The following is a 21,991-nucleotide window of genomic DNA, read 5'->3' on the forward strand; positions in this document are numbered from 1 at the left end:
TGATTACATCGAAATGTTTTATAACAGTAAGCGTCGGCATGGTTCTAGCGAACAGATGTCACCGACAGAATATGAAAACCAGTATTATCAACGGCTCGGAAGTGTCTAGATTATCCGTGGCGATTCACTCCCCATTGGTACTATCCCCGTCCTCTTGTAGCATGGACTCAATAAACTCTCGTTGCTCATGCGTCAGTGCAAGTTCTTCCAGCAAGCGCTCTAACTCTTCCTCAGGTGATTCATCTTGAATCTGTCTGTTCCCGATAGCCATGCTCACCCTTGAGTTATTAGGATTAATCGCAGAGTATTCAGGGTGCAGAAAATGCGCAACTAACAGATTTTGGACAATAAAGCCTTATTGCCCATTGATGGTATGACAATGGGTGGTGCAACAGCATCAGCGTTTTGCCTACTGGCAATGTGTGTCAAACCACTCACGTACCTCATCAGTAGTAGCGCTCTCTTTGTGTTTGGCTACTGCCCACACAGAAAAGTTATTCAGGTACTTTTCGTAAAAGCTACCAACTGGATATTCAATCCCCTTTTTAATGAAAGTTTTAACAAATCTTTTTTCTGCAATTTCCTTCTGGGAGTTCGTGAAATCTACCGAGTAGCGGGGCGCGTTAGCAATGAAATGGCAATAAATCCCGCTTAGTACATCTGTATCATTTAACAATGGGGGAGTCTGACAAGCCCAAATATCTTGAATGGAGGATGAAGTACCAGCATTCGTCTTATATAGAGTTGCTTCCTTCCCTTTGCTTTTGCAAAAGTCCCCAATCAGTGACATTACAATATCCGCGTTACTTACGTCTCTGTAACGAGCGGTTACAAGCCATCCTAAGCTCTGATCATAACTCTCCGAATAAGTAGGCACATCTAAGTGCTCTTGCCGCTGAGAACCCCCGCTACAACCGACGCAAATGGCACAGAAAAAAAGTGATAATCCTTTAATACACATGATCCACCGTCAACAGTTTGTTATTAAACATATTTAACCTCAGAGCAACTTGAGTGTTTTGTTTTTTCTCTTAACATTCCAAATCAGGCTAATGAGGGGTAAGCCATTATGGATTAAGGTTCAGATACAACTGAAATAATAGAGAATCCAGCAATCTTCGTCCCCCCTCTGCCAGAGTGAAATCTGGCGGAATCCCTTCTGACTGCGTCCTGGACTTCATCTTGTGTTGGCTCGTGGTCAGAGCGAAGTAACACCGTCTCCGCTCTGGTTTCTTTCCCGTCTCTGTGTTCGTATGTGATTTTATACGTGATGCTCATCATCTTCCTCCGCCTTATTGGATGTACTTTAGTTTAGACAATACCATCCACAAAGCCCCGTTAATGGTACAAGTAACAAGCTGAGCATAAGCGAGGTACTTGTAGTACCTGCATATTACAAGTACATGGGTACGGATGATCGCAGTGATTGCCACTCTGCACCTGTTTATGTTATGTAGCTCATAAAGCTACACACCGGACTTATAGACATGTGATCAATAAAATGGATTTATAAGAAGTCACACATAAAAACAGGGTATTACTGATAACACTGGAGCTCATGACCCAACAAACTCACGTAGAACTTATCACGCTAATCTTGATAGACTAACAGGAGACTGACAATACTAAGGCGTGTATTTACAGCAATACTATCTATGACGATCAGCCCGTTTGAACAATGCAAATGTATTAAGACGTCTGTAGAGTATTCAGAACACTGTGATTATTAAATCATCATTTCTGTTCATTCGCGGCAGTAAGTAAATCAATAAAAATCTCGGAGAAGAGAGCGTCTTTAAAAATATCAATCTTAAAGATCTTCTGATAACTACCAGAAGTTAACTGTGATTTTAATCTCATTCTAATGACATCATGATAATCTTTAGAAGCAGAGAAAACATAGAATATAGCGAATCCCTCCACAACGAAATACCATAGTACGCTGTCAGCCTCATCACTTTTTATAAAAGCAAAGTTACTAAGAATAGATTTAATAACGTGATCAGGAATATTATTCGTTGTATCGATCAATCTAAATACACAAATACGGATGAAGTTATCCACCTTCAAATGACTAAGTTTATTTATTCTCACCTGTTTATTTTTAATGCAATGCCTCATCAAGTCATCCAACTCAGGAACTCCATTAACAGTTGAATAATGCACACTTTTAGAGATAGAGGCTCTCCATAGTATACTTAGTAAGAAAAGATAAAATCGCTTATAATCGAAAGAGTTGATGATAATATGGTCAGAGTTTTTACGTATATTATGATGGTTTCTCAACAGTCTTGTTCCATACGATTCGTACTCATGGCTGATAAACTGCTCACATTCGAAGCATAGAAGTGGCTCTTTAGGATCAACATTTTCTCGTTTTGGTTTACTACCTTTTTGAAATATAATCAACTGCGAATCATTCTTCTTCAATCGTTTGAAATAGCTTCTTGGTATGCTATGAGATTCCAGTAGTTCTTTCTCTTCGAGACATAACTTACAGATACTTTTCATAAGTTTCCCATAATATAAAAATGTCGATATTTACATTCCCTGCTTAGCAAGATATTAAATAAGGTCTCATAGAATCCCCAAGATACTTACCCTATTCATACTGTCACAAGCATGTTCAGTTTATTTGTTAACTGGTACTAACTCCAAAACGCCATAATGCGCCTGTCTGTGACAGTTCGGGCACAATGCAATCGCATTTTCAACGGAATCCTCCCCACCATTCGAAAGCCACTCAATGTGATGAACCTCAAGAAATGGTGTGCCGTCTACTTTGAGAAAAGGAGCGTCACTCTTACAGCTTTGACACTTGCCATTAGCCCTTGAAAGAACTTCGGCTACTACATAGGGGCTTCGCTTATAAACTCGTGTTGTAACCTCGATTAGCTCAGGAGTTTTATTCTCAGCGTCTAAAATCTCTTTGCGTTCTGACGGGGGCAGTTCTGACGCATCATCAACAGCCTTTTCAAACTCAGATTTCACCTTACGGTAACACCATTTACCTTGCTGATCCTGATACAACTCCCAAATACCATGAATAGAGGGTTGATAGATTTCAAAGATCTTCCCTCGCTTGAACAATCGGTCATATTCATGATGCCGATGGGTTACATCATCAGTTCGCCTGGCTGTTTTGTTGAAACTCCAGTAGCTACGATTGCAGTTGACTGAGTTGACAATGAGATTCAAGTGGGTGTCGTCTTTATAATGCGGAAATCGCTCTTTCAGATAAGCATCCACTTGCTTCGCCGTTGCCGCCCCTCCGAACTGTTCCTCAATCACTTGAACAGTAGTGATTCTTATCGGTTGGTCGCCATACTTGTATGTTCGATTTGATTTTGAAGACATCAAAAAACCTCTTGCAATCTAAGATTTATCTTAGATTAACTATCGAGCATAACTTGTGCAACTCTCTGATTTTGGACAATAGAAGCCATAAAGCCCCGTTGGTGATACAGCAACAAGCGTAGCGACCTCATCAGACTGGCAGAGGGATCACACCTTATCAGGATAACCGTGTACCCTTGCGGGAACATGGTTGAAACGCTGATAGAGCCTACATATCGTTTGTAGGTACGTTATCACCATAAACCTGTTTACGTGGCTCATAAGGCCGCACATCGGGCTTAAATGCGTGTGATCAATCTGTTTTGGTATGGAGTTTTGAGACGGCGGCACGTCTTCCGGCTTCAAAGGAAAAGCGATACAAGGTTGAGCCTGGTAACTACTTGCCACTGCGTGCTAACATACCAAAGCCATTAACAATCACAGTGGCTTTTGTACTTGATAGGAAACTGACATTTCTTATATGCAAATGAGGCAGGTTTTTCACACTAACTCATTGTTTTTAAAGGAATTTAGTGACTTGGTGCCGAAGGCCGGACTCGAACCGGCACGTATTTCTACGGTTGATTTTGAATCAACTGCGTCTACCGATTTCGCCACTTCGGCACTGAAGGGGATGCGGAAACGTTGTGGATTATACCTGTCGCGCGCCGCCATGCAAGCGACGACGCGCTAAACCTGCGCTAAGTGCCCAAAAAACCAGCGCCCTTCGTCAGTCCAGCTCAGAGACCGCCAGCCGAATCACCCTCGCCGCCTTCTGCTCCGGCAGCGCCAGCACCTTCGCCCACATCTCCTGCACCATATCGCAGGAGAGCTTCTCTTTGCCCACCGCCTTCTCCGGCATCTGCAGCAGCTGGATGTCCTCACCGTACTTATCGGCAAGCGCCTTCATAATCGGCCGCACATCTTCGACTGCCGCCTCGCGCTCGGCCGGGGTCACGGTGTGGCTGTTTTTGCCGTAGGCCGCGCGCATCATGTCGGCGTCGGCCTGCATGCGCCGCGCCATCAGGTCTTTATCCAGCATGCGCATCGGGTTGATGCCGCCCTTCACCATCGGGTAGAGGAAGCGGAAGCAGGCGTCGTCGCTCACCTTCTGAATGGCGGCGGTCTGCTCCATGTTGATGGTCATGTAGTTCACCACGTTGGCGTCCGGGGCGTTTTGCAGGCGCGTCATCTGCAGATGCAGGATCTGCGGCTGGATGGTGTCGATAATCTGCTGCTCCGGCTCGCCCGCTTTTTGCAGGGCGGCCATCTGGTCGAGGATACGCTGATGCAGCGCGGGCTCCTGCTCCTTAATCACCTGCCAGGCGGGCATCGCGTTGAGGGCGTTATCCATCTGCCGTTCCGGGGCGCGCTGCCTGTCGAAAAACACCCAGAACGCCACGGCGGCAGCCGCAATGACGACAATCACAATACGGGTCCACGTTTTATTCATCTCGCATCCTTATCCTTGAGTTATGCCGGTTTACACCGGCACGCCGCTGTGGAAGCGAAACTCGTTGTCCGGTGTCGAGATAAGTGTGGCTTCAATTTCGCCAAAAAGCTTTATGCGCGGTGAGATATCGTCGTCGCTCACCTGCTGGGCCAGCGTCAGGTAGTCCTGATAATGGCGCGCTTCCGAGCGCAGCAGTGAGAGATAGAACTTCTGCAGGTCGTCGTCGAGGAACGGGGCCAGCGCGGCGAAGCGTTCGCAGGAGCGGGCTTCAATGTAGGCGCCGCAGATAAGCTTGTCGATCAGCGTCAGCGGTTCGTGGGTACGCACGTCCTTCAGCATCCCTTTGGCGTAGCGGCTGGCGGTGATTTTGACGTACGGAATGTCGCGGGCCAGCATCGCCTCGCGCACCTGCCAGAAGTGGTGCAGCTCCTCTTTAATCAGCAGCACCATGCTGTCGATGAGCCCCTGGCCCCACGGGTCGTCGGTTTTGGGCATCACGCTTTTGCCTATCTGCCTGTGCAGGGCGATGAAGTCCGGCTCCGGGCCGTCGCGGAAGGTGAACAGTTCGTAGGGTTTGAGCCAGTCGAGCAGCGCGTCAGCACCGCTTTCGTCGGCGACGTATTTACGCACGAGTAATAGCGCGGTCTGGGCGGCCTTGAGCTCGCACACCATGTGGTCGGTGAGCAGCAGCGGCAGGTTCGCCGGGTCGCGGGCTTTATCAATCCATGCTTGCGGGGTCGGGCACTGGAGGAAGTTAAGTACAGGGACGAGTATCTGTGGGTAATCCATGGTTCTGCCTTGAAAAAGCGGTGGCGCGTGCCACCGCCTGAAACGCTTAGTGACGCACGCCGTCGTCGTCTTCGTCGACGTAATCTTCGTCGTCGCCCTCTTCGCCGTCTTCACCGTTCGGATCTTCGAAGTAGGTTCCCCAGCCGTCGTACTCCACGTCAAACTTCTCGGCCAGGTTCATCAGCTGTTCTACCTGCGCGTCGATCAGCTCCGCCTTCAGCGCGCCTTCGCTCAGGATGTCGCAGCAGATGACGGTATCGCCCTCTTCCACTTCCAGCTCTTCCGGCTCGGTCACTTCGTAACCCAGTTTAAAAGCTTCCACCGCCATTTTTTCCAGCGCGTCGAAATCATCCGCAGAGAAATGGTGCTCGATGGTGTACAGCGCGTCCGGATCGCTACCGTCTTCCAGCAGCTCTTCAATAATCAGACGCGTCTCTTCGCGTTGTTCTTCCAGGTGTTCCGGGTTTGCCATGGCTCATTCCTCTTTAAAGTGCGGCAGATACTTCTATTTTCACACACGGACGTGTTTGCCTCCACCTTTGTAAGAAAGATTTGTTAAACGGGGTTGCAAATGAATAATTACACATATAAAGTGAATTTTAATTCAATAAGTGGCGTTCGCCATGTGAGGATAAAATGTCTGATCTGTACAAGAAACACTTTCTGAAATTGCTCGACTTTACCCCTGCACAGTTCACTTCTCTGCTGACTCTTGCCGCACAGCTCAAAGCCGATAAAAAAAATGGCAAGGAAGTACAAAAGCTTACTGGCAAAAACATCGCGCTCATCTTCGAAAAAGACTCAACCCGTACACGATGCTCTTTCGAAGTTGCCGCATTTGACCAGGGCGCGCGCGTTACCTATTTAGGGCCGAGCGGCAGCCAGATTGGGCATAAAGAGTCAATTAAGGACACCGCGCGCGTGCTGGGGCGGATGTACGACGGCATTCAGTATCGCGGCCACGGGCAGGAAGTGGTCGAAACGCTGGCGCAGTACGCGGGCGTGCCGGTGTGGAACGGGCTGACCAACGAGTTCCACCCAACGCAGCTGCTGGCGGACCTGCTGACCATGCAGGAGCACCTGCCGGGCAAGGCGTTTAACGAGATGACGCTGGTCTACGCGGGCGACGCGCGCAACAACATGGGCAACTCAATGCTGGAAGCGGCGGCGCTGACCGGGCTGGATCTGCGTCTGGTGGCTCCGAAGGCCTGCTGGCCGGAAGAGAGCCTGGTGGCGGAGTGCAGCGCGCTGGCGGAGAAGCACGGCGGCAAAATCACCCTGACGGAAGACGTGGCGGCGGGCGTGAAGGGTGCGGACTTTATCTATACCGATGTGTGGGTGTCGATGGGCGAAGCCAAAGAGAAGTGGGCGGAGCGGATTGCGCTGCTGCGCGGGTATCAGGTGAACGCGCAGATGATGGCGCTGACCGGCAACCCGAACGTGAAGTTCCTGCACTGTCTGCCGGCGTTCCATGACGACCAGACCACGCTCGGCAAGCAGATGGCGAAGGAGTTCGATCTGCACGGCGGGATGGAAGTGACGGACGAGGTGTTTGAGTCGGCGGCGAGCATCGTGTTTGACCAGGCGGAAAACCGGATGCATACGATTAAGGCGGTGATGGTGGCGACGCTTGGGGGTTGAGTCCTCTGCGGTCTGGTGCCCTCACCCCGGCCCTCTCCCACAGGGAGAGGGGGAGAACATCGGTGCCATTTCATTGATTTTTCACCCCGAAAAAGGTACGTTTTCGCCTTAATTCCAGCGTGGACATACCAGCATTATGCCGATTATTCAGTCTGTTGAACGTGCGTTGCAGATCCTCGACCTGTTCAACGAGCAGGCCACCGAGCTTAAGATCACCGACATCAGCAAACTGATGGGGCTGAGCAAGAGTACCCTCCACTCACTGCTGAAAACCCTGCAGCTTCATGGCTATATCGATCAGAACCCGGAGAACGGTAAATATCGCGTCGGCATGAAGCTGGTCGAGCGCGGTCATTTCGTTGTGGGCTCCATCGATATTCGTCAGAAGGCGAAAGGCTGGCTGACGGAGCTTTCTCGGCTGACCGGGCAGACCACCCATCTGGGGATCCTGGACGGGCGTGAAGGGGTTTATATCGAGAAGATTGAAGGCAAGCTGGCCGCCATCGCCTATTCGCGCATTGGCCGCCGTCTGCCGGTTCACGCCACCGCCATCGGCAAGGTGTTGATTGCCTGGCTGGGCGAGACCGAGCTGAACGCCCTGCTTGAGGGCTATCAGTACACCACCTATACCCCTTCCACCCTCGCCTCTCGCGAAGCATTAATGGCCGCCCTGGCGCAGACCCGCGAGCAGGGCTATGCCCTGGACAGCGAAGAGAACGAGCAGGGCGTGCGCTGCGTGGCGGTGCCGGTATGGAACCACGAGTCCCGCGTGATTGCCGCCCTGAGCCTGTCGACGCTGACCTCCCGCGTGGACGATGCCGGGCTGGCTAATTTCCGCGAGCAGCTTCAGCAGGCCGGGCTCCAGCTCTCACGCGCGCTGGGCTACCCGGCCTGAGCCGTTAAACCGGCTCGTAGGTGAAGTAGTCGAAGTCCGCGTGGCAGCCGTCGCCGCTGATGTCCTCGCAGTGCAGCCCCACAAACGCGCCGGTAAAGAAGCCGCGCCCGCCGATGTAATCGTCCGATAGCTTCCACGCCTCATACGTTATCGGCACGGTGTGCCACGTCTCGCCGTCGAACGAGTAGCTGTAGCGGTAGACCAGCGTATCTACATCCACCCGCAGCCAGATGCTCTCCGCACTCTCCGGCACCGGAATCGGCTGCTCGTGCAGCGGCCATAACGGCACGTTGTGGTCGAGCTGAATAACCTTGATGGTTCTCCCCTGCCCCTCCTCGTAGTCCACAAAGCAGTAGCTCCAGTTTTTGCTGTTGTAGTAGCAGGTCAGCCCCGCGCTTTGCTGGAAGTGAACCGGCGAGAACTGCATCCGCGTTTCTGAGCGGAAGACGAAGTGCTGCCAGCGGCGCGCTACGGTCGACTGGGTAAAGGTCGAGTTGAGCGAGTCGTTGCCGTAGAGCCGTAAATAGCCCGGGCGCGCGGTGAGCGAGCCGAGAGTGTCGTCGAACGGGATGCGCAGGGTCTGCAGTTCCGGGTCAAGCGTGCTGCCGTCGAAGTCCTCCCGCCAGTTGCCCTGAATGGATGCAGGCTGTTCCGCCACCTGTGGGCCTTTCACGGTCAACTGCGCGTGCTTGCCGCCTTCCACGTACGGCCAGCCGTCGCGCCATTCAATGCGGGCGATACCGGTCTCGCGGCCCAGCGGACAGTAGCCGCGCCCGCCGGAGGCCAGCAGCGGCACGCCGGGCAGGCGCAGCGGGCGACTGGTGAGGTAGGCCATGTACCATTCCCCGGTGTGGGTCTGCAGCAGCGAGCCGTGGCCGCTCTTCTGCAGCGGGTTCTCCGGCAGGTGCCAGCTGGTCATCATCGTCACCTCCGGGTGCAGCTCGTACGGCCCGTCGATGGTTTTTGAACGCAGCACCACAACCGCGTGCTCGTAGCTGGTGCCGCCTTCGGCGACCATCAGGTAGTACCATCCCGCGTGGCGGTACAGGTGCGCGCCTTCGGTGTAGCAGAGCGGCGTGCCGGTAAACAGGGTTTTGCGCTCCGGCGAGAGGGTGCCAGTCTGCGGATCGAATTCCTGCATCACAATGGTGTTGTGCGGGTTGCTGTGGTGGCGCGGCCCCCACGGACGGTAGAGGTAGTACTTACGGCCATCGTCGTCGTGGAACAAGGACGGGTCAAACCCGCCGTTGCCCATCGGTATCGGCTCGCTCCACGGCCCTTCGATGGACGGCGCAGTGACGAGGAAGTTACGGCCGTTTTTCCACGGCGAGTCGACAATCTTTACGTCGGTGTAGAGCAGCCAGAATTTGCCGTCGGCATAGCTCAGGCACGGCGCCCAGATGCCGCCGGAGTCCGGGTTGCCCTTCATGTCCAGCATCGACACGCGGTCCAGCGGGGTGCTGACCAGCGACCAGTTTTTCAGGTCACGGGAGTGATAGATGCGCACGCCCGGGAACCACTCGAAGGTCGAAGTGGCGATGTAGTAGTCCTCGCCCTGACGGCATAAAGACGGATCCGGGTTGAAGCCGGTGAGTATTGGGTTGGTGATTTCCATATTGCCTCCGTTAATGGGATGCGGCTGTCGCGGCGTCGGGAACGGCCTCGCCCTGCGCCGCGCGGTGCTTGATCAGCTGCTGGCTGATGGCCTCCACGCGGGCATCGGTGAGCTTATAGAACGACAGCATGATGAACATGCCCACGTAGAGCACCACCGGCACCACGCAGAACAGAATTTTGATGGTGGTCAGCACCTCCACCGGCTGCACGCTGCTGCTGGCGGAGTAGTTGACGTACGCCAGGATCCAGCCCACCACCGCCCCGCCAATCGCCAGGCCAATCTTCAGGCTGAACAGATAGGTGGAGAACACCAGCCCGTCGAGGCGTCGCCCGCTGCGGCTCTCCTCGTAGTCCACCACGTCAGAGGCCATCAGCCACTGCAGCGGCGTGGTGGTGTTAAAGACGAACAGGAACAGGATGTTGAGGGCGAAAATGAGCGCGATGTGCTCGGCCGGGGTGACGAAAATCAGCAGGCTGATCAGCGAGTAGGCGACGATGATCCACTTGAAGGCTTTTACCCGGTCGAAGCGGCCCAGCAGGCGGGAGGAGCAGAGCGAGCCAAACATGGTGGCGAGGCTGCCGTAGAGTAAAAACTGGGTCGCCATCTCCGGGTGATCCATCACGTATTTGACGAAGTAGAGCGTCGCCCCGCCGCGTACCACGTTAGAGCAGGTCGCCATCATCTTGAACGCGCACATGATGCGCCACTGGCCGTTGCCCAGCAGCAGCTTAAGGTCTTTCGCCACCGACGAGCCCGGCTGCACCTCAAAGGTGTAGCGCTCTTTGGTGGTAAAGAAGCAGACGTAGAGCAGCACCACGCCGGTCAGCCCCAGCACACACATGGCGCCGAAATAGCCCACCTGCTCGTCCCCTTTGCCGATGATGCTCACCAGCGGCAGCGCGATGCCGCTAATGGCAAGCGAGCCCGCCGCCGCCAAGAAGAAACGCCACGACTGCAGGGCGTGACGCTCTTTCGGGTCGGCGGTAATCACGCCCGGCATGGCGCAATACGGCACGTTAACGAAGGTGTAGACCAGGGTCAGCAGAATGTAGGTTACGCAGGCGTAGATGATTTTGCCCTGCGCGGAGAAATCCGGCGTGTAGAAGGTCAGCATGCAGACGATGCCAAACGGGATCGCCCCCCACAGCAGGAACGGGCGGAACTGGCCGTAGCGCGTGCGGGTGCGGTCCACCAGCAGCCCCATCAGCGGGTCGGTCACGGCGTCGAGCACGCGGGAGACCAAAAACAGCGTGCCCATAATGCCCGCCGACAGGCCAAACACGTCGGTATAAAAGTAGGCCAGCAGGAACATGGTGGCCTGCCAGACAAAGCCGCAGGCGGTGTCACCCAGCCCGTAGCCAATTTTATCTTTCATGGTTAATTGCATCATCATCGCACCTTTATTTTCGTATGCTGATTTCACAACATCGTGTTAATGGAGTGTAATGAGCTGTTCAATTAACCAGCAATGGTCATATCTTATTTCCGAATTACGATATTTTGCTTTTGTGACGCCACCGATATATCGCAAAGCATTGTTTAAATTGGTAAATTTAAGATACGCGAAAACCGTCCACGGGATATTTCCCGTAGACGGTATCGCTCAGAAAATAATTAAAGTCCGAGTGCTTTTTTACCGGCGTTAATTACCTCGATAATTTTATCGGTGTCATAAATACAGCCTTTCCAGGTGCCGCCGCTCACCGACTGCAATGCGGCCCACAGGCGGGTATCATCCGGCAAAAAGTCGTGAGCGTGCAGGTCCGGGTGCGTCTGTCTTACTGCCAGCTCGCGCGCGCCCTCTTCCGGCGTCAGCGGGTTTTCTGCGGTGCCGATAAAGTTGACGCTGCCCGTCAGGGTCAGACGATCCACGGCAATCTCGATGATGTCGTTGTCGCGCAGCTTGCCAATCGGCCCGCCCGCCAGCGCTTCCGGCGACACGTGGCCGAAGCAGGCGCCCGTCGACACCCCCGAGAAGCGCGCATCGGTGATTAACGACACCGTCTTGCCCCATGAGATATGCTTCAGCGCAGAGGTGAGCTGGTAGGTCTCTTCCATGCCGGTACCGGACGGCCCACCGCCGATCACCACCATGATATCGCCCTGTTTAATCTCTTCCTGCTTGATGGCTTTAATCGCCTGTGCTTCCGAGACAAACACCCTCGCCCGGCCCGTATGACGGTAAACGCCATCATCACCCACCACCGACGGGTCAATGGCCGTGGCCTTGATCACCGAGCCTTCCGGCGCGATGTTGCCCGTCGGGAAGCAGACCGTCGAGGTCAGCCCTCTCGCTTTTGCCTTCTCGGGCGGCAGGATCACGTCATCCGGATCCACGCCGTCCTGCTCGCGCAGGCACTGGCGGAAGCGTTTACGGCGCTCGGACGCTTGCCACCAGTCGAGGTTCTCGCCCACCGTCTGGCCGGTGACGGTCATGGCATCGAGGTGCAGCAGGCCGAGATCGCGCAGGTGGAGCATCACCTCCGGCACACCGCCCGCAAGGAAGGCGCGCACGGTCGGGTGATAGTCCGGGCCGTTGGGCAGCACGCTGACCAGGCGCGGCACCCTGCGGTTGACGCGTGTCCAGTGTTCTACGTCCGGGATCGTGCAGCCCGCCGCGTGGGCGATGGCCGGGATGTGCAGCAGTAAATTGGTGGAGCCGCCGAATGCCGCGTGGATCACCATGGCGTTTTCGATGGCTTTATCGGTGAGGATATCGCGCGTGGTGATGCCGCGGTTATCCAGCTCGCTCACCGCCCGCGCCGACTGGCGGGCAATTTCCAGCCACACCGCCTGCCCGGACGGCGCCAGCGCGGAGTGCGGCAGCGCCAGACCCAGCGCTTCGGCCACCACCTGCGAGGTGCCCGCCGTGCCGAGGAACTGACATCCGCCGCCCGGCGACGCGCAGGCGCGACAGCCCAGCTCGGCGGCCTCCTGCAGGGAGAGTTCATGGTTGGCGAAGCGCGCGCCGATGGTCTGCACCTTGCCCGCGTCTTCCCCCACGGTCGGCGGCAGCGTCGCCCCGCCCGGCACCAGAATGGTCGGCAGATTGTGCATCGAGGCCAGCGCAATCATGGTGGCAGGCAGCCCTTTATCGCAGGTCGCCACGCCAATGACCGCCCGGCGCGTCGGCAGGGAGCGAATCAGACGACGAAACACAATCGCCGCATCGTTGCGGTACGGCAGGGAGTCGAACATCCCGTGTGTGCCCTGCGAGCGCCCGTCGCACGGATCGCTGACGAAGGCCGCAAACGGGATCCCGCCGTTGCGGGTGATCTCCTTCGCCGCGGCCTGCATCTGCATGCCGATCTCCCAGTGCCCGGTGTGGTAGCCCAGCGCAACCGGCCGTCCGTCACCGGCGCGGATGCCGCCCTGAGTGCCAATAATCAGCACCTCTTTGCCGGTCAGCTTGTTGGCGTCCCAGCCCATCCCGGCGTTCTGGGTCATACCGAACAGATTGCCGCTGGGGGATTCCATCAGCATCTGCGGAGTCAGCGGCAGCGCGCCCTGCGGCCCCGCCGCATGGGTGATGACGGCATAAAACGCATCATCCTGCGGGGTGAAAATTTTCTCGATGGTCATGATTATCGTCCGGCTCAGCAGAGCTTGAGCTGTTGCAGCAGGGTTTTCAGCTGCGCCTTACGCGGCTCGTCCAGCGCAGAGGCGGGCGGCAGCACGTGGGTAGAAATCGGGCGGCCGCAGAGCACAATCGCCTCTTTAATGACATTCACAAACGGCGTATCCAGCTGATACATCTGCGGTATTTGCAGTAAGGTCTGATGATACTCAGCCGCTTTCGCCACGTCTTTATCCCGCCAGGCTTTCAGAAGATTCACCGACACCTGCGGAGCAAAGTTGCCGCTGGCCGAGATCGCCCCATCGCCGCCGAGCAGCAGGGTATTAAACAGATGATCGTCGTAGCCGCACAGCACGGTGAAGTGCGGATGGGCGGCTTTGACGGTGTGGATCATGCTGCGCAGATGGGCCACGGAGTCGATGGTGTCTTTAATGCCGACGATGTTGCTGCGCGAGTCGGCCAGGGTTTTCACCAGCGCCGGCGTCAGATCCTGCCCGGTCAGCGCCGGGAAGTTATAGAGGATCACCGGCAGCGTGACGCTGTCGGCCACCTGCTCGAAATAGCGGATCAGGTTCGCTTCAGACACCTTCCAGTAGTAGGGGTTGATCACCACGATACCGTCCGCCCCCGCCTGCTGGGCGTGCTGGCTCAGTTCAATGGTTTCCCGGGCGTTGGTGCCACCGGTGCCGATCAGCACCGGCACACGACGATCGACGTGATCGATAGCAAAGCGGGCAATGGTTTTACGCTCTTCGGCGCTGAGCTGGGAGAACTCACCGCCGCTGCCCAGGAAGAACAGGCCGTCAACGCCTGCCGCGATCAGATCGTCGATCAGCGCGGCGGTGCCCGGCTTATCAAGCTGGCCATCGGCGGTAAAAATGGTGGAGACAGGGGGAATGATTCCCGTGAACAACGCGGACTGCGGCATGAGATCTCCTTGCTGAATCATTTTGTTCTACATTATAGAACGGCGTTCATTAATTTAACAATCATACTATGACGCAGAAAAAGCGCAGGTAAATGCGAGATGAGGAGGGAGTGTGGGAAGTTTAAGCTGGATCACATTATGCGTGGGTGCGGTCTGGTGCCCTCACCCTAACCCTCTCCCTGTGGGAGAGGGTTAGGGTGAGGGCAAATTACCCCACCAACATCTTAACAACCACTTTTCTGACCTTAGCAGGCGCCCCCACCGCGCACAGCGGCTTATGCACTTCACCCGGCCAGAACACCACGAAATCCCCTTCGCTCAGCACCACGGTTTTCTCCTGCTCGCCTTCCGGCAGGAACGCGATGTCTTTATCCGCCAGCCAGTCGGTGTCCGGCGTGCCGTGTGGCAAGGTACTGAACGTCATCCCTTCCTGCCCTTTGAGCACAATCTGAATGTCCAGATAGCGCGCATGGTACTCCGCGCGGCGCTCGGCAAACGGCTGGGTCATGTCTTCGGAGACCAGATAAAACAGATTGTTGCCGTTGATGTCGTGTTTGCCCGGCAGGGTGGCGTCGGTGACGTGGGCTTTAACGTGCTCGATGGCCAGACGCAGGGGTTCCGGTAGCCAGGCTTGCAGATGGTGGATGTTGCCGATAATCATAATTAAACCCTCATAATAAAACACTGTTTCATTTTTATCTTTTATACGAGAATTCAAACTGCCATACCAGCCCTTTTTCGCGGAGAGTTGCGCGAACGCATGTTTATCGGGAAAGGTGTTAATCTGCTGTTAATCCCTCACAGGCATTTATGCAGTTGTTATGCATAACCTCAGCGCGTCGTGACGGTGCCGTGACGCTAACTCACTGATTATACTGCCTTCATCATAAAACTCGCGCCAGCTTCACACTTTATCATTTTGATTATTTGCTATTAAATTCCATAATTATTTATTGATTTTTCTTAAGTCAAAAATAGTTAATTGGCTATTCTGCATAGCCATTCCGCACAGGAAATAAAACCATTTAAAATCAATAGCATAACCAAATATATCAAAACATTAAATTCTACAAAATAATAACAACCTCAAATAATGCCAACGGATCCTGCTTAGCTATTCACCGGCTAATAATATCAAATTAATCATTATCTGATGCGAATCATGCAAATGAAAACAAACCACTCAATACCTAATTTCACGTGAGCAACGTCACAATACGGTTTATTTAATCGCCTACTATTGACCACGAAATCAATTGAGCTTAGCCGCCATATCATTACACGAATATGGCGCATGCCCTTTTTATTCTGAAAAACAGTTAAAGGAATAATTATGGAAAAGCATTATGTCGGTTCTGAAATTGGTCAATTGCGTAGCGTGATGCTGCACCGCCCTAATTTAAGTCTTAAGCGCTTAACGCCATCAAACTGTCAGGAGCTGTTATTTGATGATGTGCTCTCGGTTGAGCGGGCGGGTGAGGAGCATGACATTTTCGCAAACACGCTGCGCGAGCAGGGTGTGGAAGTCCTGCTGTTGACCGACCTTCTCACTCAAACGCTTGATATTACAGAGGCGAAAGCCTGGCTGCTGGAGACGCAAATCTCCGACTACCGTCTCGGGCCAACCTTTGCCAGCGACGTGCGCGGCTGGCTGGCAGATATGCCGCACCGGGAACTGGCGCGCAGACTGAGCGGCGGATTAACCTACGGTGAAATTCCGGCGGCGATTAAAAATATGGTGGTGGATACCCACACGGCGAATGATTTTATTATGAAGCCGCTGCCAAACCATTTATTTACCCGCGATACCTCGTGCTGGATTTATAACGGCGTCTCCATTAACCCGATGGCCAAACCGGCCCGCCAGCGTGAAACCAATAACCTGCGGGCCATATATCGCTGGCACCCGGCATTCGCCGATGGCGAATTTATTAAGTATTTCGGCGACGAGAATATTAATTATGACCACGCCACCCTGGAGGGCGGCGACGTATTAGTGATTGGCCGCGGCGCGGTATTAATTGGCATGTCTGAACGCACCACCCCGCAGGGCGTGGAGTTCCTCGCTAACAGCCTGTTTAAACATCGCCAGGCCGAGCGCGTGATTGCCGTTGAGCTGCCAAAACACCGCTCCTGCATGCACCTCGACACCGTCATGACCCACATCGACGTGGACACCTTCTCCGTCTACCCGGAAGTGGTGCGTAAAGACGCCCAGTGCTGGACGCTCACCCCGGACGGACGCGGCGGCCTGCTGCGCACCCAGGAAACCGACCTGCTGCACGCCATCGAGAAAGCGCTGGGTATTAATCAGGTACGCCTGATCACCACCGGCGGCGACGCCTTTGAAGCCGAGCGCGAGCAGTGGAACGACGCCAACAACGTGCTCACCATCCGCCCGGGCGTGGTGATCGGCTACGAGCGCAACGTCTGGACCAACGAGAAATACGACAAAGCGGGGATCACCGTGCTGCCTATCCCGGGCGACGAGCTTGGACGCGGTCGCGGCGGCGCGCGCTGCATGAGCTGCCCACTGGAACGCGACGGAATTTAAGGAGCCACTATGGAACGAAAACCCACTCTGGTTGTGGCCCTGGGCGGCAACGCATTGCTCAAACGCGGCGAACCGCTAGAAGCCGAGATCCAGCGTAAAAACATCGACCTCGCGGCCCGTACCATCACCGGGCTGACGGAGCAGTGGCGCGTGGTGCTGGTGCACGGCAACGGGCCGCAGGTCGGGCTGCTGGCGCTGCAGAACAGCGCCTACGACAAAGTCGCCCCCTACCCGCTGGACGTTCTCGGTGCCGAAAGCCAGGGGATGATCGGCTACATGCTCCAGCAGGCGCTGAAAAACAGCCTGCCCCAGCGCGAGGTGAGCGTCCTGCTCACCCAGGTGGAGGTGGACGCCGCCGACCCGGCCTTCAGCAACCCGACCAAATACATCGGCCCGGTCTACAGCGAAGCCCAGGCAAAAACGCTGCAAGCGGAGAAAGGCTGGGTGTTCAAGGCCGACGGCAGCTACTTCCGCCGCGTGGTGCCCTCTCCGCAGCCGAAACGCATCGTTGAGAGCGACGCCATCGCGGCGCTGATCCAGCGCGACCATCTGGTGATCTGCAACGGCGGTGGCGGCGTGCCGGTGGTGGAAAACGCCAATGGCTATCACGGCATTGAGGCGGTGATCGACAAAGACCTCTCCGCCGCCCTGCTGGCGCGCCAGATTGAGGCGGATGCCCTGCTGATCCTCACCGATGCCGACGCGGTGTACCTCGACTGGGGCAAACCAACCCAGCGTCCGCTGGCGCAGGTGACGCCGGAACTGCTCAAGGGCATGGCGTTCGACGCCGGTTCAATGGGGCCGAAAGTGGCCGCCTGCCGCGAGTTTGTTGAGGCCTGCAACGGGATTGCCGGGATCGGCGCGCTGGCCGACGGCGCGGAGATCCTCGCGGGCGAGAAAGGCACGTTGATTCGTAACTGAATAACTTCCCCCTCACCCGACTCTCCCTCTCCCCGTGGGTGTACGGGCCGGGGTGAGGGCATCAGACAGCTAACGATTTAAAAAGGATTTCCCACATGACCATCAACCTGAAAAACCGCAACTTCCTCAAACTGCTGGACTATACCCCGGCGGAGATCCAGTACCTGATCGACCTCGCCATCGAACTGAAGGCCGCCAAAAAAGCCGGACGTGAGAAGCAAACCCTGGTCGGGAAAAACATCGCCCTGATTTTTGAAAAAACCTCCACCCGTACCCGCTGCGCCTTTGAAGTGGGCGCATTTGACCAGGGCGCGCAGGTCACCTACCTCGGCCCAAGCGGCTCGCAGATTGGCCATAAAGAGTCGATGAAAGACACCGCCCGCGTGCTGGGCCGCATGTATGACGGCATCGAGTATCGCGGCTACGGCCAGGCCATCGTCGAAGAGCTGGGCGAGTACGCGGGCGTGCCGGTATGGAACGGCCTGACTGACGAGTTCCACCCCACCCAAATCCTCGCCGATCTGATGACCATGCTGGAGCACTCGCCGGGCAAAACCCTGCCGGAGCTGAGCTTTGCCTATCTGGGCGACGCGCGCAACAACATGGGCAACTCGCTGATGGTCGGTGCGGCCAAGATGGGGATGGATATCCGCCTGGTGGCACCAAAGTCCTTCTGGCCGGAAGCGGGGCTGGTTGAGCAGTGCCGCGCCATCGCCAAAGAAACGGGCGCACGCATCACCCTTACCGACGACGTAGAAGAAGGTGTACAGGGAGCCGATTTCCTCTACACCGACGTGTGGGTCTCCATGGGCGAGCCGAAGGAAGCCTGGGCCGAGCGCGTCAGCCTGATGAAGCCGTATCAAATCAATGCGCAGGTGATGAAGGCCACCGGCAACCCGAACGTCAAGTTTATGCACTGCCTGCCCGCGTTTCACAACGAACACACCAAAGTGGGCCGCGAAATTGAGATGGCCTACGGCCTGAAAGGGCTGGAGGTGACGGAAGAGGTCTTTGAATCACCAAACTCTATTGTCTTCGACGAAGCAGAAAACCGTATGCACACCATAAAAGCCGTCATGGTGGCGACACTCGGCGACTAATCACCGCCCGGCGCGCCACGGGGTGCGCCGGGGTTCAGGAGAACATCATGGGCAAGTTTAAGTTTCCCTCCGCTTACACCATTCTCTTTTTTCTGATTGCCGTCGTGGCCGTGCTGACGTGGATTATTCCGGCCGGACAGTACCATATGGCAATGAACGAGGCGCTCGGCAAGGACGTGCCGGTTGCCGGGACCTACGCGCACGTGGCGGCCCACCCGCAGGGGCTGGTTTCCGTACTGATGGCTCCCATTGCCGGGCTGTACGATCCGGAGTCCGGCCAGGCCGGGGCGATCGACGTGGCGCTGTTTATCCTGATCATCGGGGGATTTCTCGGGATCGTCACCAAAACCGGGGCGATCGACGCCGGGATCGAGCGCGTCACCACGCGATTACGCGGGCGTGAAGAGTGGATGATCCCGATCCTGATGGCGCTGTTCGCCGCAGGCGGCACCATCTACGGCATGGCCGAAGAGTCACTGCCGTTCTACACCCTGCTGGTGCCGGTAATGCTGGCCGCCCGTTTTGATCCGGTTGTCGCGGCCTCCACCGTGTTGCTCGGCGCGGGGATCGGCACGCTCGGCTCTACCATCAACCCCTTCGCCACGGTGATCGCCGCCAACGCCGCCGGGATCCCCTTCACCAACGGGATCGCCCTGCGCGTGGCGCTGCTGGTCATCGGCTGGATCATCTGCGTGGCGTGGGTAATGCGTTACGCCCGTAAGGTGCGCCAGGATCCGTCTCTTTCCATCGTCGCAGACAAACAGGAAGAGAACCGTGCCCATTTCCTCGGTAACAAAGACGCACAGACGCTGGAATTTACCCCGGTGCGCAAAATCATCCTGGTCATTTTCGCCCTCGCCTTCGCGGTGATGATTTACGGCGTGGCGGTGCTGGGCTGGTGGATGGCGGAGATCTCGGCGGTGTTTCTCGCCAGCGCTATTATCGTGGGGCTTATCGCCCGCATGAGCGAAGAGGATCTGACCTCAACGTTTATTAACGGCGCACGAGATTTGCTGGGCGTCGCGCTGATTATCGGCATCGCCCGCGGTATCGTAGTCATCATGGATAAGGGCATGATTACCCACACCATTTTGCACAGCGCGGAAGGGCTGGTCAGCGGGTTATCCACGGTGGCGTTTATCAACGTGATGTACTGGCTGGAAGTGGTGCTGTCGTTTCTTGTGCCTTCTTCATCCGGCCTGGCCGTTCTGACGATGCCGATCATGGCACCGCTTGCCGATTTCGCTAACGTCAACCGCGACCTGGTAGTCACGGCTTACCAGTCAGCCTCCGGTATCGTTAACCTGGTGACGCCCACCTCCGCGGTGGTTATGGGCGGGCTGGCTATCGCCCGCGTGCCCTATGTGCGCTACCTGAAATGGGTGGCGCCGCTGCTGGGGATACTCACGGTGGTGATCATGGTGGCGTTAAGCCTGGGGGCAGTATTGTGATGTTTTGACGTTGTAGGCCCGGTAAGCGTAGCGCCACCGGGCGTTTTGTTTCAGCCACTTACATGGGAAATAGTTATGACGGAATATGGTGATTACTCTCCAAAAGAACAGCTACAGCTGACGGTCTGTCAGCGCCTGATCGCAGAAAAGAGCTATCTCTCCCAGGAAGAGATTCGCCGCGATTTGCAGGAGCGTGGTTTTGAGACCATCAGCCAGTCCACCGTTTCACGTCTGCTCAAGTTGCTTGGTGTCATAAAAATTCGAAATGCCAAAGGGCTAAAGATTTATTCGTTGAATCCTCTTCTGCGCCCTGCCCCCGACGCCGCGCGTACTGTTTCCGAAATGGTGGTCAGCGTGGAGCATAATAGCGAATTTATCCTTATTCATACCGTGGCCGGATATGGCCGCGCGGTGGCGCGCATTCTGGATTATCACCAGTTACCGGAAATTTTAGGCGTGGTTGCCGGAAGCAGTATTGTCTGGGTCGCCCCCCGGGTGGTGAAGCGTACCGCGCTGGTGCATAAGCAAATTAATTATTTACTCAGAACGCATTAATATTCATAAAGAACCGTTTGCATTGAGTAAAGCGTGCATTAAATTGCTTGATCCGGACATCGGGGTGCGTATAATGCCCGACAATTTGCCGGGAGGAAGCATGGTCAAGCGTGTTCGACATAACGTCTTACCGCGTCTGAAATCAGACGCTGGCCTGCCGTTTTTCTTCCCGTTGCTAAACCTATTCCCAGAGCCCCTCATTTGAGGGGCTTTTTTTTGCCCGGCGTCAGGAGATAAACATGAATCCGCTTTATCAAAAACACATCATTTCCATAAACGACCTCAGCCGCGAAGAGCTGGAACTGGTTCTGGAAACCGCGGCAAAACTGAAGGCCAATCCGCAACCGGAGCTGCTGAAGCACAAGGTGATTGCGAGCTGCTTCTTTGAAGCGTCGACCCGCACCCGCCTCTCCTTTGAAACCTCCATGCACCGCCTGGGCGCGAGCGTGGTGGGCTTCTCAGACAGCAGTAACACGTCGCTGGGTAAAAAAGGCGAAACCCTGGCGGATACGATTTCAGTGATCAGCACCTACGTTGACGCGATTGTAATGCGTCACCCGCAGGAGGGCGCGGCCCGTCTGGCGACCGAGTTCTCCGGCGGTATTCCGGTGCTGAACGCCGGTGACGGTGCCAACCAGCACCCGACGCAAACCCTGCTGGATCTGTTCACCATTCAGGAGACCCAGGGCCGTCTGGAAAACCTGAACATCGCCATGGTAGGTGACCTGAAATATGGTCGCACGGTTCACTCCCTGACCCAGGCGCTGGCGAAATTCAACGGCAACCGCTTCTTCTTCATCGCCCCGGACGCGCTGGCGATGCCGCAGTACATTCTCGACATGCTGGATGAAAAAGGCATTCCGTGGAGCCTTCACGCCAGCATCGAAGAGGTGATGGGCAACGTGGATATTCTGTATATGACCCGCGTGCAGAAAGAGCGTCTGGATCCGTCCGAGTACGCCAACGTGAAGGCGCAGTTTGTGCTGCGCGCCAGCGACCTCGAGGGTGCGCGCGACAACATGAAGGTGCTGCACCCGCTGCCGCGCATCGATGAGATCACCACAGACGTGGATAAAACGCCGCACGCCTGGTACTTCCAGCAGGCCGGAAACGGCATCTTCGCCCGCCAGGCGTTACTGGCACTGGTTCTGAATCGCGAATTGGCTCTGTAAG

Annotated in this window: 23 protein-coding genes and 1 tRNA gene; 11 read left to right on the forward strand and 13 right to left on the reverse strand. The window is 55.6% G+C overall.

Translation table 11 applies throughout. The features are described from left to right. The coding region (locus PUZ33_RS17830; protein WP_131729156.1) for an IS3 family transposase at nucleotides 1-109 on the forward strand (109 nt) is incomplete at its 5' end. Between the two features lie 15 nt (nucleotides 110-124). On the opposite strand, the gene PUZ33_RS17835 is transcribed toward PUZ33_RS17830, so the two are convergent. From PUZ33_RS17835 to rraB, 8 genes are all read right to left on the reverse strand, one after another. Next, nucleotides 125-271 carry a hypothetical protein gene (locus tag PUZ33_RS17835; RefSeq protein ID WP_023294874.1) on the reverse strand — a complete coding sequence of 49 codons (147 nt, stop codon included), beginning with the start codon at nucleotides 269-271 and terminating at the stop codon, nucleotides 125-127. A 138-nt stretch (nucleotides 272-409) separates the two neighbouring features. After that, a complete protein-coding gene (locus PUZ33_RS17840; protein ID WP_274205353.1) occupies nucleotides 410-790 on the reverse strand; it encodes a hypothetical protein in 381 nt (126 codons plus the stop codon). A gap of 944 nt (nucleotides 791-1,734) precedes the next feature. Beyond that, nucleotides 1,735-2,511, reverse strand: coding sequence for a hypothetical protein (locus PUZ33_RS17845; RefSeq protein WP_252107835.1), 777 nt, complete (start codon nucleotides 2,509-2,511; stop codon nucleotides 1,735-1,737). 120 nt (nucleotides 2,512-2,631) lie between these two features. Further along, the gene (locus PUZ33_RS17850; protein ID WP_196348962.1) at nucleotides 2,632-3,357 is read right to left on the reverse strand and encodes an HNH endonuclease; all 726 of its coding nucleotides are present in this window, start codon (nucleotides 3,355-3,357) and stop codon (nucleotides 2,632-2,634) included. Between the two features lie 518 nt (nucleotides 3,358-3,875). Further along, nucleotides 3,876-3,960 (reverse strand) — tRNA-Leu (locus tag PUZ33_RS17855). Nucleotides 3,961-4,066: 106 nt separating this feature from the next. Then, the gene (locus tag PUZ33_RS17860; RefSeq protein ID WP_058680792.1) at nucleotides 4,067-4,789 is read right to left on the reverse strand and encodes a hypothetical protein; all 723 of its coding nucleotides are present in this window, start codon (nucleotides 4,787-4,789) and stop codon (nucleotides 4,067-4,069) included. A 30-nt stretch (nucleotides 4,790-4,819) separates the two neighbouring features. Beyond that, nucleotides 4,820-5,578, reverse strand: coding sequence for a tRNA isopentenyl-2-thiomethyl-A-37 hydroxylase MiaE (gene miaE, locus PUZ33_RS17865; protein WP_058680793.1), 759 nt, complete (start codon nucleotides 5,576-5,578; stop codon nucleotides 4,820-4,822). Nucleotides 5,579-5,624: 46 nt separating this feature from the next. After that, nucleotides 5,625-6,050: a ribonuclease E inhibitor RraB gene (gene rraB, locus PUZ33_RS17870; RefSeq protein WP_006810300.1), complete on the reverse strand. Its 426-nt coding sequence runs from the start codon at nucleotides 6,048-6,050 to the stop codon at nucleotides 5,625-5,627. Nucleotides 6,051-6,149: 99 nt separating this feature from the next. Here rraB and argL point away from each other — a divergent pair, with 99 nt between their 5' ends. The 3 genes from argL to xynR all read left to right on the forward strand — a co-directional run bounded on the left by argL (nucleotide 6,150) and on the right by xynR (nucleotide 8,114). Continuing rightward, nucleotides 6,150-6,245, forward strand: coding sequence for a putative translational regulatory protein ArgL (gene argL, locus PUZ33_RS17875; RefSeq protein WP_213014347.1), 96 nt, complete (start codon nucleotides 6,150-6,152; stop codon nucleotides 6,243-6,245). Continuing rightward, entirely contained in the window at nucleotides 6,215-7,219 is a 1,005-nt protein-coding gene (gene argF / locus PUZ33_RS17880; RefSeq protein ID WP_014830469.1) for an ornithine carbamoyltransferase, read from the forward strand. Before argL ends, argF (PUZ33_RS17880) begins: the two co-directional genes overlap by 31 nt. Before the next feature lie 136 nt (nucleotides 7,220-7,355). Further along, on the forward strand, nucleotides 7,356-8,114 hold the full coding sequence (gene xynR / locus PUZ33_RS17885; RefSeq protein ID WP_274205354.1) for a DNA-binding transcriptional repressor XynR: 759 nt from the start codon (nucleotides 7,356-7,358) through the stop codon (nucleotides 8,112-8,114). Nucleotides 8,115-8,118: 4 nt separating this feature from the next. Here xynR and PUZ33_RS17890 read toward each other — a convergent pair whose 3' ends face one another. The 5 genes from PUZ33_RS17890 to PUZ33_RS17910 form a co-directional block, all read right to left on the reverse strand. Continuing rightward, nucleotides 8,119-9,729, reverse strand: coding sequence for a glycoside hydrolase family 43 protein (locus tag PUZ33_RS17890; protein ID WP_252107837.1), 1,611 nt, complete (start codon nucleotides 9,727-9,729; stop codon nucleotides 8,119-8,121). A gap of 10 nt (nucleotides 9,730-9,739) precedes the next feature. Beyond that, nucleotides 9,740-11,122, reverse strand: a complete 1,383-nt coding sequence (locus tag PUZ33_RS17895; protein ID WP_013095375.1) for an MFS transporter — start codon at nucleotides 11,120-11,122, stop codon at nucleotides 9,740-9,742. Nucleotides 11,123-11,346: 224 nt separating this feature from the next. Continuing rightward, entirely contained in the window at nucleotides 11,347-13,314 is a 1,968-nt protein-coding gene (gene yagF / locus PUZ33_RS17900) for a xylonate dehydratase YagF (RefSeq protein ID WP_058651163.1), read from the reverse strand. A 14-nt stretch (nucleotides 13,315-13,328) separates the two neighbouring features. Next, the gene (gene yagE, locus PUZ33_RS17905) at nucleotides 13,329-14,237 is read right to left on the reverse strand and encodes a 2-keto-3-deoxygluconate aldolase (protein WP_058680796.1); all 909 of its coding nucleotides are present in this window, start codon (nucleotides 14,235-14,237) and stop codon (nucleotides 13,329-13,331) included. 208 nt (nucleotides 14,238-14,445) lie between these two features. Then, nucleotides 14,446-14,898 carry a YhcH/YjgK/YiaL family protein gene (locus tag PUZ33_RS17910; protein WP_058680817.1) on the reverse strand — a complete coding sequence of 151 codons (453 nt, stop codon included), beginning with the start codon at nucleotides 14,896-14,898 and terminating at the stop codon, nucleotides 14,446-14,448. 672 nt (nucleotides 14,899-15,570) lie between these two features. Between PUZ33_RS17910 and arcA the strand changes: the two genes are divergently transcribed. From arcA to pyrB, 7 genes are all read left to right on the forward strand, one after another. Then, the gene (gene arcA / locus PUZ33_RS17915; RefSeq protein ID WP_038985625.1) at nucleotides 15,571-16,791 is read left to right on the forward strand and encodes an arginine deiminase; all 1,221 of its coding nucleotides are present in this window, start codon (nucleotides 15,571-15,573) and stop codon (nucleotides 16,789-16,791) included. A gap of 9 nt (nucleotides 16,792-16,800) precedes the next feature. Next, the gene (gene arcC, locus PUZ33_RS17920; RefSeq protein WP_058680797.1) at nucleotides 16,801-17,712 is read left to right on the forward strand and encodes a carbamate kinase; all 912 of its coding nucleotides are present in this window, start codon (nucleotides 16,801-16,803) and stop codon (nucleotides 17,710-17,712) included. Nucleotides 17,713-17,807: 95 nt separating this feature from the next. After that, nucleotides 17,808-18,812, forward strand: a complete 1,005-nt coding sequence (gene argF, locus PUZ33_RS17925; RefSeq protein WP_013095369.1) for an ornithine carbamoyltransferase — start codon at nucleotides 17,808-17,810, stop codon at nucleotides 18,810-18,812. Between the two features lie 47 nt (nucleotides 18,813-18,859). After that, nucleotides 18,860-20,263, forward strand: a complete 1,404-nt coding sequence (locus PUZ33_RS17930) for a YfcC family protein (protein WP_058680798.1) — start codon at nucleotides 18,860-18,862, stop codon at nucleotides 20,261-20,263. Nucleotides 20,264-20,338: 75 nt separating this feature from the next. After that, the gene (locus PUZ33_RS17935) at nucleotides 20,339-20,818 is read left to right on the forward strand and encodes an arginine repressor (RefSeq protein WP_013095367.1); all 480 of its coding nucleotides are present in this window, start codon (nucleotides 20,339-20,341) and stop codon (nucleotides 20,816-20,818) included. A gap of 100 nt (nucleotides 20,819-20,918) precedes the next feature. Further along, complete coding sequence (locus PUZ33_RS17940) at nucleotides 20,919-21,023, forward strand: pyrBI operon leader peptide (protein WP_022646880.1); 105 nt, start codon at nucleotides 20,919-20,921, stop codon at nucleotides 21,021-21,023. A gap of 34 nt (nucleotides 21,024-21,057) precedes the next feature. Continuing rightward, a complete protein-coding gene (gene pyrB, locus PUZ33_RS17945; protein ID WP_014830458.1) occupies nucleotides 21,058-21,990 on the forward strand; it encodes an aspartate carbamoyltransferase in 933 nt (310 codons plus the stop codon). Nucleotide 21,991 lies beyond the last annotated feature (1 nt).

The sequence above is a fragment of the Enterobacter cloacae complex sp. 2022EL-00981 genome, from assembly GCF_028737495.1.
Lineage (GTDB): Bacteria > Pseudomonadota > Gammaproteobacteria > Enterobacterales > Enterobacteriaceae > Enterobacter > Enterobacter cloacae.